Source organism: Actinomadura sp. 7K534 (assembly GCF_004348575.1).
Lineage (GTDB): Bacteria > Actinomycetota > Actinomycetes > Streptosporangiales > Streptosporangiaceae > Spirillospora > Spirillospora livida.
The window spans coordinates 1-14,806 of the sequence record NZ_SMKB01000179.1 but is presented as its reverse complement, the minus strand read 5'-3'; the positions used below and the strand labels follow the sequence as shown (position 1 = coordinate 14,806).

Here is a 14,806-nt window from a genome sequence, read left to right as displayed (position 1 = left end):
CCCCACGACCCGCCCGTCAGCACGAGCCGCTCCGGGTCGGCGAGCCCGCTGGACACGGCCCAGTCGCGGACGGCCTTGATGTCCTCCAGCTCGGTGAGGCCGACGCGTCCCTCGATGGCGTCGCGCCACTCCGACCCGTACCCGGTCGAGCCCCGGTAGTTGACGCGGACGACGGCGAACCCGTGGTCCACCCAGGCGGCGACCGCGGGCCGGAACGAGTCGTCGTCCTGCGCGGTGGGCCCGCCGTGGACGTCGAACACCGTCGGGAACGGACGGTCGCCCTCGGGCCTGCTGACCAGCGCGTGGATGCGGCCTCCCGGGCCGTCCACCCACACGTCCTCGATGGGCACGGACGGGGGAGCGGGCGGCCCGGGGGGCGTGAGCACGACCTCGCCCGACGTGGACCTGATCACCGGCGGCTCGGCGGCCGACGACCAGGAGTACTCGATCGTCCCGTCCGGCCGGACGTCGGCCCCGCCGATCACCCCGCGCGGCGTCTCGATCGCGGTCAGGCTCCCGGTCGCCAGGTCGTACCGGTACAGCTCGTCCCGGGCCTCGTGCGAGTGGGCGATCAGCAGCGCCGTCCCGTCCGGGTACCAGGCCGCGCCGATCTCGCCGGGGAGGTCGAGGACGATCTCCTGCTCGGTGCCGACGACCGGATCCCAGATCAGCATCTCGTCGCGGCCGCGCCGCTCGTGGTTCACCAGCAGCCGCGAATCCCCCTCGACGGGGGCGAACCCGGCGGCGTGGACGCCCTTGCCGGGGCCGTCCCACAGGTCGGCGACCGTGGTGCCGTCCGGCCGCACCACGCGCAGCGCCATGTGGCGGCTGTCGCCGTGCTCGCTGTGCCCGATCGCGATCAGGCTCTCGCCGCGGGACATCGCGGCGACGTGCGCGTCCTCCGCGTGGTGGTAGAGCACCTCGGGCTCCGCACCGGCCTGGCAGAGGTGGATCGTGTTGCCGTCCTCCGTCGTCCGCCCGACGACGGCGAGGCCGGTGCGGCCCAGGCACAGGCCGGCCGGATACGACGGCTCCAGGCCCGCGACGGCGGGGACGCTCTCGGCCCCCTCCTCCGCGCCGAACGGCACGCGCTTCCAGACGCCGAACTCGTCGCCGTCGGTGTCGGCGAACCACCAGACCCATTCGCCGGACCGGTCGATGGTGCCGATCCAGGTGCCGTTCGGGCGGTCGGTCACCTGGCGGCGCTCGCCGGTGTCACGGTCCCACGTGTAGATCTCCCAGGTTCCGGTGACGTTCGACCGGTAGATGCTGTGGCTCGGGGCGTCTCTGGCCCATCGGGGCAGGCTCATCCCGGCGGCGCGGAATCTCGCCTTCCAGCGTTCGTCGTCGACCATCCCCCCAGTATTGCGGCCGACCGGACGTGCGGCGGAACACCCGGCGTCCGGGGCGTGCCCGCCGGGGGCGCTCAGGGCGCGGCGAAGCGGCCGAGCAGCTGGTCGATCGTGGCGCGGACCTGCCGGTCCATGGCGCGGGCGAAGCCCGCCTCCACGGTGACCTGCGCTCCGGGACGCAGCCGGGCGAGGGTCTCGGTCAGCTCGCCGAGGTCCTGCTCGTCGATGCGCCCGACGACGTGCGTGGCGATCATCCGGAGGAACATCGCCGCGAGGTCGTCCATGGTGCGCTGGAGCTCCAGCCCGGCCGACAGGATCTCCTCCAGCGGCACGCCGGCCTGGACGAGCGTCACCGTCGCCTCCAGCTGGCGGCGGCTCCAGTGGGTGACGCGGTCGCCGTCGATCTCGATGTGGCCCTGCGCGACGGCCCGCTCCACGGACTCCGCGTCGACCTGGCCCGGGAACAGCGCCGCCAGCTCGTCCAGCGTCATCGTCACCGGGACCTCGCGCGACCACGGCGTCGTGACGGCCTTCTCGACGCCGAGGACGGCGCCGATGTCGCGGCCCTGCTCCCACGCCGAGAGCAGCTCGCGGATGCCTTCGAGGGTGTGGCCGCGGTCGAGCAGGTTCGCGATCATGCGCAGCCGCGCGAGGTGGTCCTCGGAGTACAGCCCGATGCGCCCTTCGCGGCGCGGGGGCGGCAGCAGCTTCCGCTCCTGGTAGTAGCGCAGCGTCCGCACCGGTACGCCCGCGGCCTGCGCGAGTTCGCCGATGCGGTACTCGCGGCCGCCGTCGCCGGTTTGGCCGTCATGGTCGTCCATCGGCTGATCGCTCACGGCCGCCAGCATAGTTCGCGGCCGGAGGCGGTCACGTCCCGAGCTGTCCGCGGGGGAACGCTTTCGTCGGCTCCGCACGTCAGAGCCACGCCAGTGACACCCTGTCGATGGCACGACCTTCGCAAGGAGAGGCCGAAGATGGCGAAGACACGTCCCGTGACCCTCGCGTTGACCCTCGTGGTCGCGGTGGGGGGCCTGACCGCGTGCGGCGGCAAGAACCGGTGGTGCGAGCACGACGCGACCGACCGCCGGGTCAGCAACAGCTACTGCGAGCGCGGCGCGGCCGGGTACGAGTGGGAGTCGGACGGCGGTAAGACGAAAATCAAGAAGTCGAAGAAGTCGCGGCACTGACCCGGCCGACGGAGGCGGAACCGGGCGGCCGCGGCCCTAGGTGACGCGGCGGTTGGTCATGGTCCGGCGTTGTCGGCGGCGGCGCCTGTCGTCCGCCGGCCGCGGGGCCTGCGCCGCCTCGGTGGCGAGCAGGTCGCGGAGCGAACGCGGGACGATGTCCTCGCGGCGGTCGGTGAACGGTGAACGCATCGGGCTTCCTCCCTGTCCGTGCGGTGGCCCTGTTCGCGGGGTGGCGCTGATCTTGCGGTGGTGCTGTTCGTCCGGTGGTGCTGTTCGCGGGGGACGCTGTTCGTTCGGGGGTGCCGCGGGACGGTCAGGCGGCGGCGAGGTCGCCGCGGTACGTCTCGGACACGGTGGTGAGGGCCCAGCGCATCCGGGCGAGGTACGTCTCCGGGTGGTCGCCGGCCTCCTGGGCGACGACGGCGAGGCAGGCGTGGCGGTCGCCGCCGCAGGCACCCAGCCTGGCCTCGATGGCGGCGCGGACCTGCTCGGCGGAGGGGCGGTCCGACTCCTGCAGCCCGCTGCAGAACAGGATCTCGGCCAGCTCGGAGGCCGTCAGCGAGGGGATCGTCGGCGAGGCGTTCGTCGGCGAGGGGAGAGGGGTGTTCGACATCGTGTGCCTTCTTCCTGCGGAGGGGGCCTCGTCCCCCTGCTGCCATATATGACTCTGCCCGCCGGGCGGATTAATCGCCATAAGGGAAAACCCCGAACCGAGGCGGGGTCGTCCCTGGGTAGGCCCGTAGGACGGGCTCTCCCGTGCGGGTATCGGATTATCGGAACGGAATGGTGCTTCCGCGTGTGCGCCGCCCAGGCTCGGGGCTGTGACCTGGGCTTGTGGATCCGGGTTGGTACGGACGTACCCCTGGATTACGGTCGCCGGGCGCACTCCGGCCGCGGGACCTTCCAGTGTTGAACGCACGTATGCCCGAGGCTAATCCCGCCGTCCAAATCGGGCGGCGGTTGAACGCGGTGCGCTCTGGTCGCGGGGTTTGGATCCGGAACCGGTGCGCCCTCGGGGTTACGGTCCGTCCGTGAGGCGGGTTGCAGCCCGCATGAACGGGTCCTCCCAGGTTAGTCGCGGTATGCAAGTCCGGCGGCGAGCGCGTCCCGGAAGGCCCGCACCGCCGGGTGCGAGCCGCCGCCCCGGCGGGCCGCGGTGAGCAGGCGGCGGGTCCGGTCCTCCTCGGGGAGCCGGACGACCGGCACCGCCGGCGGACGGCCCGACCACACGAGCCCCGGCAGCAGCGCGGCCGCGTGACCCCGCTCGACCAGGCGCAGATGCAGCAGCAGGTCGGTGGACTCGAACCGCACGTCCGGCTCGAACCCGGCGGCGCGGCAGAGCCGCGTCGCCCACAGCCGCGACGCCGTACCGGCCGGTTCCATGACCCACGGGGTCTCCGCCAGCTCCCGCAACCCGGTGCCCTGCAACCCGGTGCCCTGCGGCGCGGGTCCGGGGAGGGCGAGGGAGATCTCGTCCGCGCCCAGCTCCGCGTACTCGATCCCGGCCGGCCGCGGGCTCGGATCGCCCGGGTACTCCTCGGTGATGACCAGGTCGAAGTCCCGGGCGAGCAGGCCCGGCAGCGCGCTCTCGGGCTCCCGCTGGGTGATCTCGACGCGGAGCCGCGGGTGGGCGTCGCGGAGCGTGCTGAGCGCGTCCGGGACGAGCGCCAGCGCGGCCGTCTGGAACGCGGCGACGCGCAGCACCCCCGCGATGCCGCGCAGCGACGCGGCGAGGTCGGCCTCCGCGCGTTCGAGGCGCTCCAGGACGGCCTCGGTGTGCGCGACGAGGATCTCGGCCTGCGCCGTCAGCCGGACGCGCCGCCCCACGGGTTCGAGCAGCGGCACCCCGGCCTCCCTCTCCAGCACCGACAACTGCTGCGAGATCGAGGACGGGCTGTAGGAGAGTGCCTCGGCGACGGCGGCGAGCGTCCCGCGGTGCTTCAGCTCGCGGAGCAGCCGGAGCCGGTGAAGGTCCAGCACGGGCGTCCTCCATTCATCGGCTGAGCTGATGATTATCGCTCGAAAACATTCGCTGGACCGAAGAAAGGTGGCTAGGGGAACGTGTCATGCATGGTCACAGCTCCCACTTCGCTTGATCTGTCGTGGTTCGCCCGGCCGCCGGCACGGGCCTGGAGATGCCCGCCGGCTCCCGGGGACGTCGCGTCCTTCCACCGCGGGCTCCCCGGCTACGCTCCGACGCCTCTCGTCGAACTGCCTTCGCTCGCGGCCGGACTGGGCGTCCGGCACCTGTTCGTGAAGGACGAGTCGGCGCGCCTCGGGCTGCCCGCGTTCAAGATCCTCGGCGCCTCGTGGGGCGTTCACCGGGCGCTCTGCGACCACTACGGACTCGCGCCCGGCACCCCGCCCGGGCGGCTGCGCGAGGCCGCCCGCCCGCCGGTCCGGCTCGTCACCGCGACGGACGGCAACCACGGCCGGGCGGTCGCCGCCATGGCCCGCCTGCTTGGGCTCGCCGCGGACGTCTACGTCCCGCAGGGCGGCGTCCACCCCGCGGCGGTGGCCGCGATCAAGGAGGAGGGCGCGGCGGTGACGGAGGTTCCGGCGCCCTATGACGAGGCGGTTCGGTTCGCGGCGGACGCGGCCGCCTCCGACCCGTCGGCCGTGCTCGTCCAGGACACCGCGTGGCCCGGGTACGAACGCGTCCCGCAGTGGATCGTGGACGGCTACTCCACCCTCTTCACCGAGATAGACGACCAGCTCGCGTCGGCTGGGGTCGCGCCAGCGGGCCTTGTCGCCGTCCCAGCCGGGGTTGGGTCGCTGGCCCAGGCTGCTGTGACCCATTACAGGTCTGGACGGTCCGCGCCCACTCTGCTGTGCGTGGAGCCCGATGCGGCCCCTTGCGTGCTGACGAGCCTGCACCACGACCGTCCGGTCACCGTCGAGACTGGGACGACGTCCATGGCGGGCCTCAACTGCGCTACCCCGTCCAGCCTCGCCTGGCCTTACCTCCGCTCAGGCGTGGACGCGGCAGTAGCGGTCACCGACACCGACGCCGCCCAGGCCGCACGCGACCTCATCTCCCTGGGGGTGCAGGCGGGGCCTTGCGGTGCCGCCTCCTTGGCGGGCACACGCGCCGCTCTGACCTCACACAACCGCCCGGCCCTCGCGCCTGAGCACGCGGACACGATCGTCCTGCTGAGCACGGAAGGGACGACGGCCAACCCCGCTTGACGCGTATCGGACGTTTGCGGAGATAGGGGAGGCACATTGGCCTACGCGCCGGTAACATATTCGTGCGTTCATTCGCGCGACCCGATCGTCCCGGCCAACCTCCTGCTCCCACCGCCTGCCTCGTGGGCGCGGGCCTCCGCCCGCCAACGAAAGGGGGGACGACCCATGAAGCCCGATCTGGAGCGGTTCCTCACCGCCCGCCTCGACGAGATCACCGCCGAGGTCGTCCACGAGATCAGCCTCCGCGTGCCCGCCTACACGCACGTGCGGGCCGGCGCCGTGGGGACGCTCGTCCGCGACGCCGTCTCCGCCTACCTCGGCGCCCGCGACAAGTCCGCCGTGCTCGACTCGTTCCGCGTCCTCGGGGCCGGTGAGGCCCGCGCCGGGCACGACGTCCATCACTTCGAGACCGCGATGCGCACCGGCGCCCGCGTCATCGTCCGGCGGACGGCCAACGCCGCCGCCCGCCTCTACCCGCCCACCGCCGAGTACATCACGGTGATGGAGACCGCCTTCAGCGCCGAGAACGAGATCGTCAAGGCCGCCGTCGAAAGCGCCCGCGCGACGGCCGAGGTCACCGTCAGAGGCGCCTGAACGACAAGAGGCGCCTGAACGACGCCAGGGCGCGGCGCTCGTCGCGCCGCGCCCTGGAGGATCGTCCGGTCCGGCTCGCTAGCTCGCGTGGACCGCCCTTTCGTTCGGGACGCAGTGCGTCATCTTCAGGCCGTTGACGTCCCGCGGCCCGTTGTCGCCGAGGTTCGAGAGCCGCTTGCGGTCCTCGTCGGTCAGGTCCTGGCTGGCGAGCGGCTCCAGGTGCTTCACGTCGTCCGGGCCGATGCCGAGGCCCTCGCCGACGCGCAGCCCGAGGTCGTCCTCGACCATCAGCAGATGCCACACCATGCGCTCCTTGACGGGACGCGCGCACTCGGAGATCGCGGCGACGAAGTTGTTCACGAGGTCGTCGCGCTCCCAGTCCTCCATCAGCAGGTAGCGCTGGCCCGCCTGCTTGTAGTCGTTGGTCCGCTCGATGCGCTTGCGGGTCACCCGGCCCCTGATCTCGGGGCCCTGCGTGTCCTCCGCCGGGAACTGCCCCTCCCGCAGCCCGCCCGTGATGGACGGCTCGTAGTTCACGTGCGGGTTCTCGCCCGCCGCGTCGACGTAGTACGTCATCTGCCCGTCGCGCTGGTTCGTCTTGACCTGGGCGCTCTTGGCCTGGTTGACGGGCAGCTGCAGGTAGTTCGGCCCCACCCGGTAGCGCTGCGTGTCGCTGTAGGAGAACGTTCGCCCGATGAGCATCTTGTCGTCGGAGAAGTCGAGGCCGTCAACCAGTACACCGGTGCCGAACGAGATCTGCTCGTTCTCGGCGAAGTTGTTCTCGACGTTCCGGTCGAGGACGATTCGCCCCACCGGCAGCGCGGGGAACTCGTTCTCCGGCCACGTCTTGGTGTCGTCCAGCGGGTCCCAGTCCAGTTCGGGGTGCTCGTGGTCGTCCATCATCTGGACGAGCAGCTCCCACTCCGGGAAGTCGCCGCGCTCGATGGCCTCGTGCAGGTCCTTGCTGGCGTGCCCCAGCTCGCCGGCCTGGATCACCGCCGCGTCGGCCTCCGTCATGCTCTTCACGCCCAGCTTCGGCATCCAGTGGTACTTGACGAGCTTCGTCTCGCCCGCCTCGTTCACCCACTTGTAGGTGTTCACGCCGAAGCCCTGCATGTGCCGGTAGTCGGACGGGATGCCGCGCGGGCTGAACAGGTTGACCAGCATGTGCATCGACTCAGGGGTCTGCGACATGAAGTCGAAGATGCGCGCCGGCTCCTGGCGGAACGTCACCGGATCGGGCTTGAGGGCGTGGATGACGTCGGGGAACTTGATCGCGTCGCGGATGAAGAACACCGCGAGGTTGTTCCCGACGAGGTCCCAGTTGCCGTCCTCGGTGTAGAACTTGATGGCGAAACCGCGCGGGTCCCGCGCCGTCTCGGCCGAGTCGCGCCCGCCGATGACCGTGGAGAACCGCAGCGCGATCGGCGTCCGCTTGCCCTGCTCCTGGAACAGCTTCGCCCGGGTGAAGTTCGCGATCGGCTCGTCACCCCACTTCCCGTACGCCTCGAAGAAGCCGTAGGACGTCTTCCCGCGGGCGTGCACCACACGCTCCGGGATGCGCTCCCGGTCGAAGTGGCTCATCTTCTCCAGGAACTGGTAGTTCTCCAGCGTCGCCGGGCCGCGGGACCCCACGGTGCGCTGGTTCTGGTTGTCGTAGACCGGGTGGCCCTGCCGATTGGTCAGTACCGGACGCTCGTCCCCCGGTTGCGATCCCTTGCTCGAAACGTCGGTCACGACAAGCTCTCCTCTCGCTGTTCAGGGGGTCGCTCCGCCCTCGGCGGGCTCGGCGGCCGACCGCCGCCGGACACACCGGACGAAAAGACTCGGTGACGCCCTACCCGAGAGAACCGCAACTAACGTCCGCATCCAGGTAAACCGTCCTCCAGCCCCCACCCAAAGGACGAGGCTTCGCTCGGCGAACCGTCCTTCAGCCACCACCACCGCGTGACCAGGTGGAACATCCTTGAGGCCGGGCAAGGGTCAGGCGAGGCGGCGGAACACCGGGGACGGGGGCGGGAGCCGGTCGCCGGCGCACTGGCGGGCGACGCGGTCGGCGGCGTCGGGCAGGAAGGGCGCCAGGTTCTCGGCGACGGCCCGGCAGGCGTCGACCAGCTCGGCGAGGACGGCGTCCAGCCGCGGGTCTCCTGCCTTCGCCAGTTCCCACGGCCGCACGCGGTTGATGTGGCGGTTGGCCTGGTCGACGATCTCCCAGACCGCGGAGGTGGCGCGGCGGAAGTCGTGGTCGTCCAGCGCGGCGCCGACGAGAGCCGGGGCCTCGCGGCACACCTCGTCCAGCTCACCGGGGCCCTCGCGGGCGGGGACGACGCCGTCCCGGTACCGGTGGACCATCGACACGACCCGGTTGACCAGGTTCCCGAGGCCGTTGGCCAGTTCGTCGTCGGCGCGGGCGACGAGCCGCTCGGCGGTGAAGTCCGCGTCCCCGGCCTTCGGTACCTCCCGGAGCAGCCACCACCGGACGGCGTCCACCCCGTACTCCCGCACGAGCGCGACCGGATCGACGGTGGCGCCACCGGACTTGCTGATCTTCTGCCCGCCGGCGGTGAGGTAGCCGTGCACCAGGATCTCGTCCGGCAGCGGCAGCCCGGCGGACAGCAGCATCGCCGGCCAGTAGACCGCGTGGAACCGCAGCACGCCCTTCCCGGCGAGATGGACGCGGCGGCCGTCCCCCGCCCACCATCGCCGGAAATCGTCACCGTCCTGCCCGTAGCCGAGTGCGGTGATGTAGTTGCCGAGCGCGTCCCACCATACGTAAATGACCTGGCCGGGGTCGTCCGGCACCGGAATTCCCCAGCCGCGCGCACGCTCGGTCGACCGGGAAACGGAGAAGTCCGCGAGCCCGCCCGCGATGAACGAGAGCACTTCGTTGCGCCGCTCGGGCGGTTCTATGCGCAATTCGCCGCCGCTGATGAGGTCGTGCAACTTCTCCGCGTACCGGGACAGGCGGAAGAACCAGTTCTCCTCCGAGACGCGCTGCGGGACGGTGCCGTGCTCGGGACAGCGCCCGCCGATGAGCTCGCCCTCGCCGTAGAACTGCTCGCAACCGACGCAGTAGAGCCCTTCGTAGTGCCGCCTGTACAGGTCGCCGGAGTCGGCGCAGGCCCGCCACAGCCGTTCCACTCCGGCGCGGTGCCGGGGGTCGCGACTGGTGCGGATGACGTCGTCCACCGACAAGGACAGCGGCTCGGCGAGACCGACGAACTCTTCGGCGAGCCGGTCGACGAATTCCTGGACGTCCTCGCCGGCGGCCTCGGCGGCCAGGACGTTCTTCAGCGAGTTGTCGTCCGTCCCCGCCTGGAATCGGACGGCGCCGGTGCGGCGTCGATGCCGGGCGAGCACGTCCGCTTGGACGAGTTCCAGCGCGAACCCCAGATGCGGGCGCGCATTGACGTACGGAATCGTCGTCGTGATGTAAGTGCTCAAGGGAGCCTCCAGGGAATCGGGGCCCCACAATGAGAAAAGGCCCCGCGAACAGGGCCTCGAAGAACGTCCAGCGTCAGCGACCCCGCGAGCGGGGCATCATCACCTGGGCAGCGAACGTCCTCATGCGACCGAGTCTAACCGTCGCGCCCCCGCCACGGAACCGGCCGGATCTTGCCAGTATTCATTGGCGAGATGGCGTGACTTCCATGGCCCGCGCGCTCAGACTCGGGCGCATGAAGAAGCTGAGGATGGCCGTGGGCGCCGTGGCGCTCTCCGGCGCGCTGACCCTGACCGCAGTCCCGGCGCAGGCGGCCCCGGACCCCAAGCCTGAGATTCCGGAGAGCGTCATCCAGCAACTCCCTGCCCCGCTCCAGGCCGAGGTGAGGGAGAACCCAGGTGACATCGGGTGGGACGAGAACGGCCCCTACATCGTCTGGGGCAACCTGGCCTGCCGCATCCACCTCTTCCTCCCGTGGGAGTGGGCCTGGGCCTGGGGCACGGGCCCCTGCTGGTTCTAACCCACCCGGACGGTGAGGTCGTCCACATAACGGGCCACCGGGCCGAAGGTCACGAGTCCGCTGCCGGCACCGGCCAGTTCGTCGGCGGCCGGGGCGAGTTCGGCGCGGGCGCGGGCCATCGTCTCGCGGTCGTCCACGGCCATCGCCGCCTGGGCGAGGAGGCACCACAGGGCCTCGAACAGCAGGTCGCGGGGCGGGTCCGGTGCCTTGCGCAGGACCGTGGCGGCCTCGTGTGGACGTCGCTGCGCCAGCAGGACCAGGGGGCGGGCCCACGGTGCGTAAGGCCCCCAGTCGGTGTGCGGATCCTTCTGCGCGGGCCGCCCCGCCTTCATGCGCAGCGACAGCCGCGCCAGCGCGGGCAGTCCGGCCGTGAGGCCGGGCATGCCCGAACCGTCCAGCCGTGCGATGGCGTCCCGGTAGGCGGCCTCGACCTCCTCCGGCGCCCCGCCGGACGCGGCGAGCCGAAGCGCCCGGTACCACGTGGTGAACACGCCGACCAGCGGCCGCTCGTGGCGCTCGGCAAGATGATCCGCAGCCGCCGCGTGCCCGTCGGCGGCCGCGAAGTCGGCGAGCGCGCTGCGTGCCTGCATCCGGACGAGATGCCCCAGCACGAGGTAGTTGTGCAGGTCATGCCGGACGGAGAGGTCGACCAGCTCGGCGCCTAGCTCGTCACGTTCCGGCGCCAGCCCCGCGCGGTGGAACGTCTGCATGAACACGCCGTTCAACGTGAACGCCAGGAGCGCGGGATCGTCCAGGCCACGGGCGATCCGCTCCGCCTCCACGGCCGCTTCGCGGGCGCGCCCGGTGCGTGTCCCGCGCGACTCCAGCGCGATCGTGGCCAGCAGCCGCGCCCGCGCCGCCCCCGACCCGCCGTCCGGGAGCCCGGCGAGGGCGCGCTCGGCCGCCGCCACGACCTCGGCGGCCTGCCGCGGATCGTCCGACCGCGTCCAGATCGCCGGGACGTCGTACGCGCCGATCACCCGCGCGGTCAGCTCCGCGTCGCCGAGCCGCTCCGCCGCCGCGATCGCCGCCATGCGCTGCCCGCGCGCCGCCTCCAGCCCGCCGCCACCGGTCACCGCGAGGTTCCGCAGGATCCCGACCGTCGACTCCAGCCGTGCCCGCGAACCCGATGCGACGGTGCGGTCATAGGCGGCCGCCGCCTCCGCCCACACCTGGGACACCGTGTCCGGGTCCTCCTGGCGGAGGATGTTCTCCTCTAGGCGACGCAACACTGGGCTTGGGTCGATGCCCAGTTGCTCTACGAGCATTGCCCGTGCTCGTTGCAGGACTGCCAGTGCATCGCCTTGGCGGCCCGTGCGGTACAGCGCGAGCGCCAGGAGACGCCACGCGTCCTCACGCCAGGGATGCTCGGCGACGTGCGCGTCCAGATCCGGTACGGCGTCGGCGGCGAGACCCAGTTCGAGCTTGGCCTCGGCCCTGCGTTCGACGGCGCGCAGGCGGAGTTCGGTCAGACGCGACCGTTCCGCACGGGCCCAATCGTCGTCGGCGAACTCGGCATAGGCGGGGCCGCGCCACCACCCCAGGGCCTCGTCCAGGCTCTTGAGCGTCTCCTCCGGCGGGCGGGCTGCGGCACCGACCACCTGCTCGAAGCGCCAGGCGTCGACCGCGTCGGTGCGCAGCGCGTATCCCGGGCCTTCGGTGACCAGGAGCCGGGACGGAGCCCGTGGTGGACGCTCCGGCTCCAGCGCTCGGCGCAGCGCGGCGACGAACGTCCTGACGGCGCCGACCGCGTCCGCCGGCGGAACCGTCCACAGGTCGTCGACGAGCCGCGTCACTGGGACCACACGGCCACGGGCGATGACGAGCCGGGCCAGCACCGCCCGATGCCTGGGCCCCTTCAGAGGAATCACGTCGCCGGAGCCGTCCCAAGCCGTCACCGGCCCCAGCACCCCGAAAACGACGTCCACGCAAGCCACGCTATAGCGCGCTCATCGAATGCTCATTCACGTCGAGCAGCCTTAGGACCATGCTCAACGGATTCGAATACAAGCGCGTCGCCGTCGCCGAGGATGTCTCCCTCAACGTGGCGGTCGCAGGCACCGGCACACCTATCGTCCTCCTGCACGGCTTCCCGCAAACGCACCTGATGTGGCGTCACGTGGCGGCTGACCTTGCGTCCGACCACACCGTCATCTGCCCCGACCTACGCGGATACGGAGACAGCGACAAGCCCGCCGACGGCTACTCCAAGCGCACCATGGCCGCGGACATCGTCGCCCTTGCCCGAGCCCTAGGCCACGACCGTTTCGCCCTAGCCGGACATGACCGCGGAGCCCTGGTCGCCTTCCGCGCCGGCCTCGACCACCCCGACACGATCACCCACCTCGCCTGCCTCGACGTCCTCCCGACCCTGGACATGTGGGACGCGATGCACGGCGTGACCGCGGCGGTGGGCTTCCACCTCTACCTGATGGCCCAGCCGCCAGGGTTGCCCGAACAGCTCATCGCCGGCGCACCCGACGCCTTCTTCGGCCACTTCCTCGACGTGTGGACGAACGACCCGTCCGCGATCCCCGCCGACGTCCGGGCCGCCTACCTCGCCGCCTGCCGCGACGCGATCCCCTCGATCGTCGCCGACTACCGCGCGTCCGCGGGCATCGACGTCGAACACGACCAGGTCGACCGGGCTGCGGGCAACCGGCTGCAGATGCCCGTCGCCGTCCTCCAGCAGGACTGGGGAGCCGCCCTGGGCTACGACGCCGCCGCCCTATGGCGCGCGTGGGCCGCCGACCTCGACCACGAAACCGTCCCCTACGGCCACTTCATGGCCGAAGAGGCCCCGGCGGAAGTGACGAAGGCACTCAGGACGCTGCTGGCTCGCGGCGCTCAGCACGGATCATGACCGGATCGGACGCCGTTCCCCTGATCACCACGGAGGCCCCCAGCGCACGGGCTTCGTCATCCGGCGCCTCAACCTGCCCCACGACGCCTACCTGGGCTCCGTCTTCGACGACCCCTTCGTACAGGCGGATGCGGCAGGTCGTCGGAGAGCCGTTGTGATAACCGCCGGAGCGCAACAGGACATCGACCCAGGGAACCTTGTCGAGAGTCGTCACCGGTGCCTCGTAGTCCTGAGACACGGAGACACGTCCACCCGCTCCCTTGACCAGCGCGATCCCGCTGCCGTCGTCCACAAGGAAGTCGACCGCCTGCCCGAAGCGATGCGTTCCGTCGGACCCGTCCGAACTGGGGACGATCGCCAGCTGCCGCGCCACATAGGCACGCCCGCTGGCCTCACTCACGGGGGCCGCCCCGAGCGCAACGGCCCGCCCGGCAAGCCGGCACACGCCCGGTTCCGCCGTCGCCACCGTCGATAGGGGCGTCCTCGCGAACACCCGGTCAACCGAGAAGCCCAGCCGCATGTACACCAGAACGAGTGCACCGACCGAAAGGGCTATCAGCAGTAAGACAAGGACGACTTGCATGAGATCTCCCGGGGGCGCGCTTCTCGCACGCCGCATCCTGCCGGGAAATCTCGTCCATCACTAGGGTCCGAATACCGGTGATATCAACCCTCTACCAGGGCGGGCCGCCTTGAGTCGCCGCCCATACCCACACGTAGATGATGAACGCGGTAGCGGCCAATCCGAGCAGCATCTCCCAGCTAAGCGCGCCGCGCAGCCTGCTGTGAGGCCCCTTGTGGGCTTCCCTGTGGGCCATCCTCATCACCCGTTCATCCGACATACGTGATGCATCTCCACGTAGCCGGACATTTCGCCCCACAATCCCATGGTTCGGCAAACAGTCGCCTACTCCCCGAAATAGACCTCGAACCCCTGCGCGATCGAGTCGGCCATGCGCTGCCGGAACGAGGCGCTCTCCATCTTGGCGGCGTCCCCCGCGTTGGTCATGTTGCCGCACTCGATGAAGGCGGTCGGCACCTTGGCCAGGTTGAGCCCACCGAGATCATCGCGCCGATCCAGCCCGTTCTCGCCGATGTAGGTCGAGTAGGGGATCCCAGTGCCGGACCGATACGCCCCACGGATCGCCTGGCCCAGCCGCACGGAGTCGTCCACGATCCCCGCGTTCTCACCCACGGCCACTGGGACGATGACGTGGAACCCGTGCCCGGACGGCGGCCCGCCGTCCCCGTGAACCGACACCGCCGCATCAGCCCCGACACGTCCCCCGGTGGCCGCCCGCCGGGTGATGCAGGGCCCGACCCCGTTGTCGCTCGCCCGCGTGAACTCGACCTCGGCTCCCCTGTCCCGCAGTACCTTCGCCAGGCGATTGGCCAGATCCCAGGTGAAGGCGTGCTCGCGGTACCCGCCGGCCGTAGCGGTCCCGGTCGTGTCACAGGCCTTGCGTCCGTTCCCTACGGACACCTGCTTGTTGATCTGCCTGGGGTGGGTGGCATTGCCCCCGTTATGCCCCGGATCAACCACGATCTTCTTCCCCCGAACCGCCGCCCCCTGCGCGGCGGTCTGCTCGCTCGTGGGAGCCGGCGACGCCTCATCACCGCCGTCACCGCCCCCGCCGCACCCCGCGAGCAGCCCCAGCC

15 protein-coding genes are annotated in these 14,806 nt (G+C 71.2%); 5 read left to right on the top strand and 10 right to left on the bottom strand.

Annotated elements, in window-relative coordinates:
• A partial coding sequence (locus E1266_RS27335) for a prolyl oligopeptidase family serine peptidase (protein WP_132051792.1) occupies nucleotides 1–1,355 on the bottom strand: 1,355 nt, incomplete at its 3' end.
• A gap of 71 nt (nucleotides 1,356–1,426) precedes the next feature.
• Nucleotides 1,427–2,188 (bottom strand): MerR family transcriptional regulator, encoded by a 762-nt coding sequence (locus E1266_RS27330; protein ID WP_243718937.1) that lies wholly within the window; start codon nucleotides 2,186–2,188, stop codon nucleotides 1,427–1,429.
• A 138-nt stretch (nucleotides 2,189–2,326) separates the two neighbouring features.
• On the opposite strand from E1266_RS27330, the gene E1266_RS27325 reads away from it, so the two are divergent.
• The gene (locus tag E1266_RS27325) at nucleotides 2,327–2,539 is read left to right on the top strand and encodes a hypothetical protein (RefSeq protein ID WP_132051790.1); all 213 of its coding nucleotides are present in this window, start codon (nucleotides 2,327–2,329) and stop codon (nucleotides 2,537–2,539) included.
• 36 nt (nucleotides 2,540–2,575) lie between these two features.
• Here E1266_RS27325 and E1266_RS38250 read toward each other — a convergent pair whose 3' ends face one another.
• The 3 genes from E1266_RS38250 to E1266_RS27315 form a co-directional block, all read right to left on the bottom strand.
• Nucleotides 2,576–2,728: a hypothetical protein gene (locus E1266_RS38250; RefSeq protein ID WP_165966227.1), complete on the bottom strand. Its 153-nt coding sequence runs from the start codon at nucleotides 2,726–2,728 to the stop codon at nucleotides 2,576–2,578.
• A gap of 124 nt (nucleotides 2,729–2,852) precedes the next feature.
• Nucleotides 2,853–3,152, bottom strand: a complete 300-nt coding sequence (locus E1266_RS27320) for a hypothetical protein (protein WP_132051788.1) — start codon at nucleotides 3,150–3,152, stop codon at nucleotides 2,853–2,855.
• Between the two features lie 458 nt (nucleotides 3,153–3,610).
• Nucleotides 3,611–4,519, bottom strand: a complete 909-nt coding sequence (locus tag E1266_RS27315) for a LysR family transcriptional regulator (RefSeq protein WP_132051785.1) — start codon at nucleotides 4,517–4,519, stop codon at nucleotides 3,611–3,613.
• A 90-nt stretch (nucleotides 4,520–4,609) separates the two neighbouring features.
• Here E1266_RS27315 and E1266_RS27310 point away from each other — a divergent pair, with 90 nt between their 5' ends.
• Both E1266_RS27310 and E1266_RS27305 read left to right on the top strand, forming a co-directional pair.
• Entirely contained in the window at nucleotides 4,610–5,728 is a 1,119-nt protein-coding gene (locus E1266_RS27310) for a diaminopropionate ammonia-lyase (protein WP_132051783.1), read from the top strand.
• 165 nt (nucleotides 5,729–5,893) lie between these two features.
• Nucleotides 5,894–6,322: a hypothetical protein gene (locus tag E1266_RS27305; protein WP_132051781.1), complete on the top strand. Its 429-nt coding sequence runs from the start codon at nucleotides 5,894–5,896 to the stop codon at nucleotides 6,320–6,322.
• Nucleotides 6,323–6,400: 78 nt separating this feature from the next.
• On the opposite strand, the gene E1266_RS27300 is transcribed toward E1266_RS27305, so the two are convergent.
• Nucleotides 6,401–8,059: a catalase gene (locus E1266_RS27300; protein WP_132051779.1), complete on the bottom strand. Its 1,659-nt coding sequence runs from the start codon at nucleotides 8,057–8,059 to the stop codon at nucleotides 6,401–6,403.
• Nucleotides 8,060–8,305: 246 nt separating this feature from the next.
• Nucleotides 8,306–9,766, bottom strand: coding sequence for a methionine--tRNA ligase (metG, locus tag E1266_RS27295; RefSeq protein ID WP_207945946.1), 1,461 nt, complete (start codon nucleotides 9,764–9,766; stop codon nucleotides 8,306–8,308).
• 233 nt (nucleotides 9,767–9,999) lie between these two features.
• Between metG and E1266_RS27290 the strand changes: the two genes are divergently transcribed.
• Complete coding sequence (locus E1266_RS27290; RefSeq protein WP_132051777.1) at nucleotides 10,000–10,284, top strand: hypothetical protein; 285 nt, start codon at nucleotides 10,000–10,002, stop codon at nucleotides 10,282–10,284.
• Here E1266_RS27290 and E1266_RS27285 read toward each other — a convergent pair.
• Nucleotides 10,281–12,212 (bottom strand): BTAD domain-containing putative transcriptional regulator, encoded by a 1,932-nt coding sequence (locus E1266_RS27285; RefSeq protein WP_132051775.1) that lies wholly within the window; start codon nucleotides 12,210–12,212, stop codon nucleotides 10,281–10,283. The genes E1266_RS27290 and E1266_RS27285 overlap by 4 nt on opposite strands.
• 59 nt (nucleotides 12,213–12,271) lie before the next feature.
• Between E1266_RS27285 and E1266_RS27280 the strand changes: the two genes are divergently transcribed.
• A complete protein-coding gene (locus E1266_RS27280) occupies nucleotides 12,272–13,147 on the top strand; it encodes an alpha/beta hydrolase (protein ID WP_132051773.1) in 876 nt (291 codons plus the stop codon).
• On the opposite strand, the gene E1266_RS27275 is transcribed toward E1266_RS27280, so the two are convergent.
• Nucleotides 13,107–13,730 carry a hypothetical protein gene (locus E1266_RS27275; RefSeq protein WP_132051771.1) on the bottom strand — a complete coding sequence of 208 codons (624 nt, stop codon included), beginning with the start codon at nucleotides 13,728–13,730 and terminating at the stop codon, nucleotides 13,107–13,109. The two genes, E1266_RS27280 and E1266_RS27275, sit on opposite strands and share 41 nt — an antisense overlap.
• Nucleotides 13,731–14,054: 324 nt before the next feature.
• Nucleotides 14,055–14,806: N-acetylmuramoyl-L-alanine amidase (locus tag E1266_RS27270; protein WP_347876751.1), on the bottom strand; the 752-nt coding region annotated here is incomplete at its 5' end.

Excerpts from the sequence above, each read along its gene's own strand:
- E1266_RS27275 (WP_132051771.1), bottom strand. The coding sequence starts at position 13,730 with ATGCAAGTCGTCCTTGTCTTACTGCTGATAGCCCTTTCGGTCGGTGCA.
- E1266_RS27320 (WP_132051788.1), bottom strand. The coding sequence starts at position 3,152 with ATGTCGAACACCCCTCTCCCCTCGCCGACGAACGCCTCGCCGACGATC.
- E1266_RS27280 (WP_132051773.1), top strand. The coding sequence starts at position 12,272 with ATGCTCAACGGATTCGAATACAAGCGCGTCGCCGTCGCCGAGGATGTC.
- E1266_RS38250 (WP_165966227.1), bottom strand. The coding sequence starts at position 2,728 with ATGCGTTCACCGTTCACCGACCGCCGCGAGGACATCGTCCCGCGTTCG.
- E1266_RS27290 (WP_132051777.1), top strand. The coding sequence starts at position 10,000 with ATGAAGAAGCTGAGGATGGCCGTGGGCGCCGTGGCGCTCTCCGGCGCG.
- E1266_RS27325 (WP_132051790.1), top strand. The coding sequence starts at position 2,327 with ATGGCGAAGACACGTCCCGTGACCCTCGCGTTGACCCTCGTGGTCGCG.
- E1266_RS27305 (WP_132051781.1), top strand. The coding sequence starts at position 5,894 with ATGAAGCCCGATCTGGAGCGGTTCCTCACCGCCCGCCTCGACGAGATC.
- E1266_RS27310 (WP_132051783.1), top strand. The coding sequence starts at position 4,610 with ATGGTCACAGCTCCCACTTCGCTTGATCTGTCGTGGTTCGCCCGGCCG.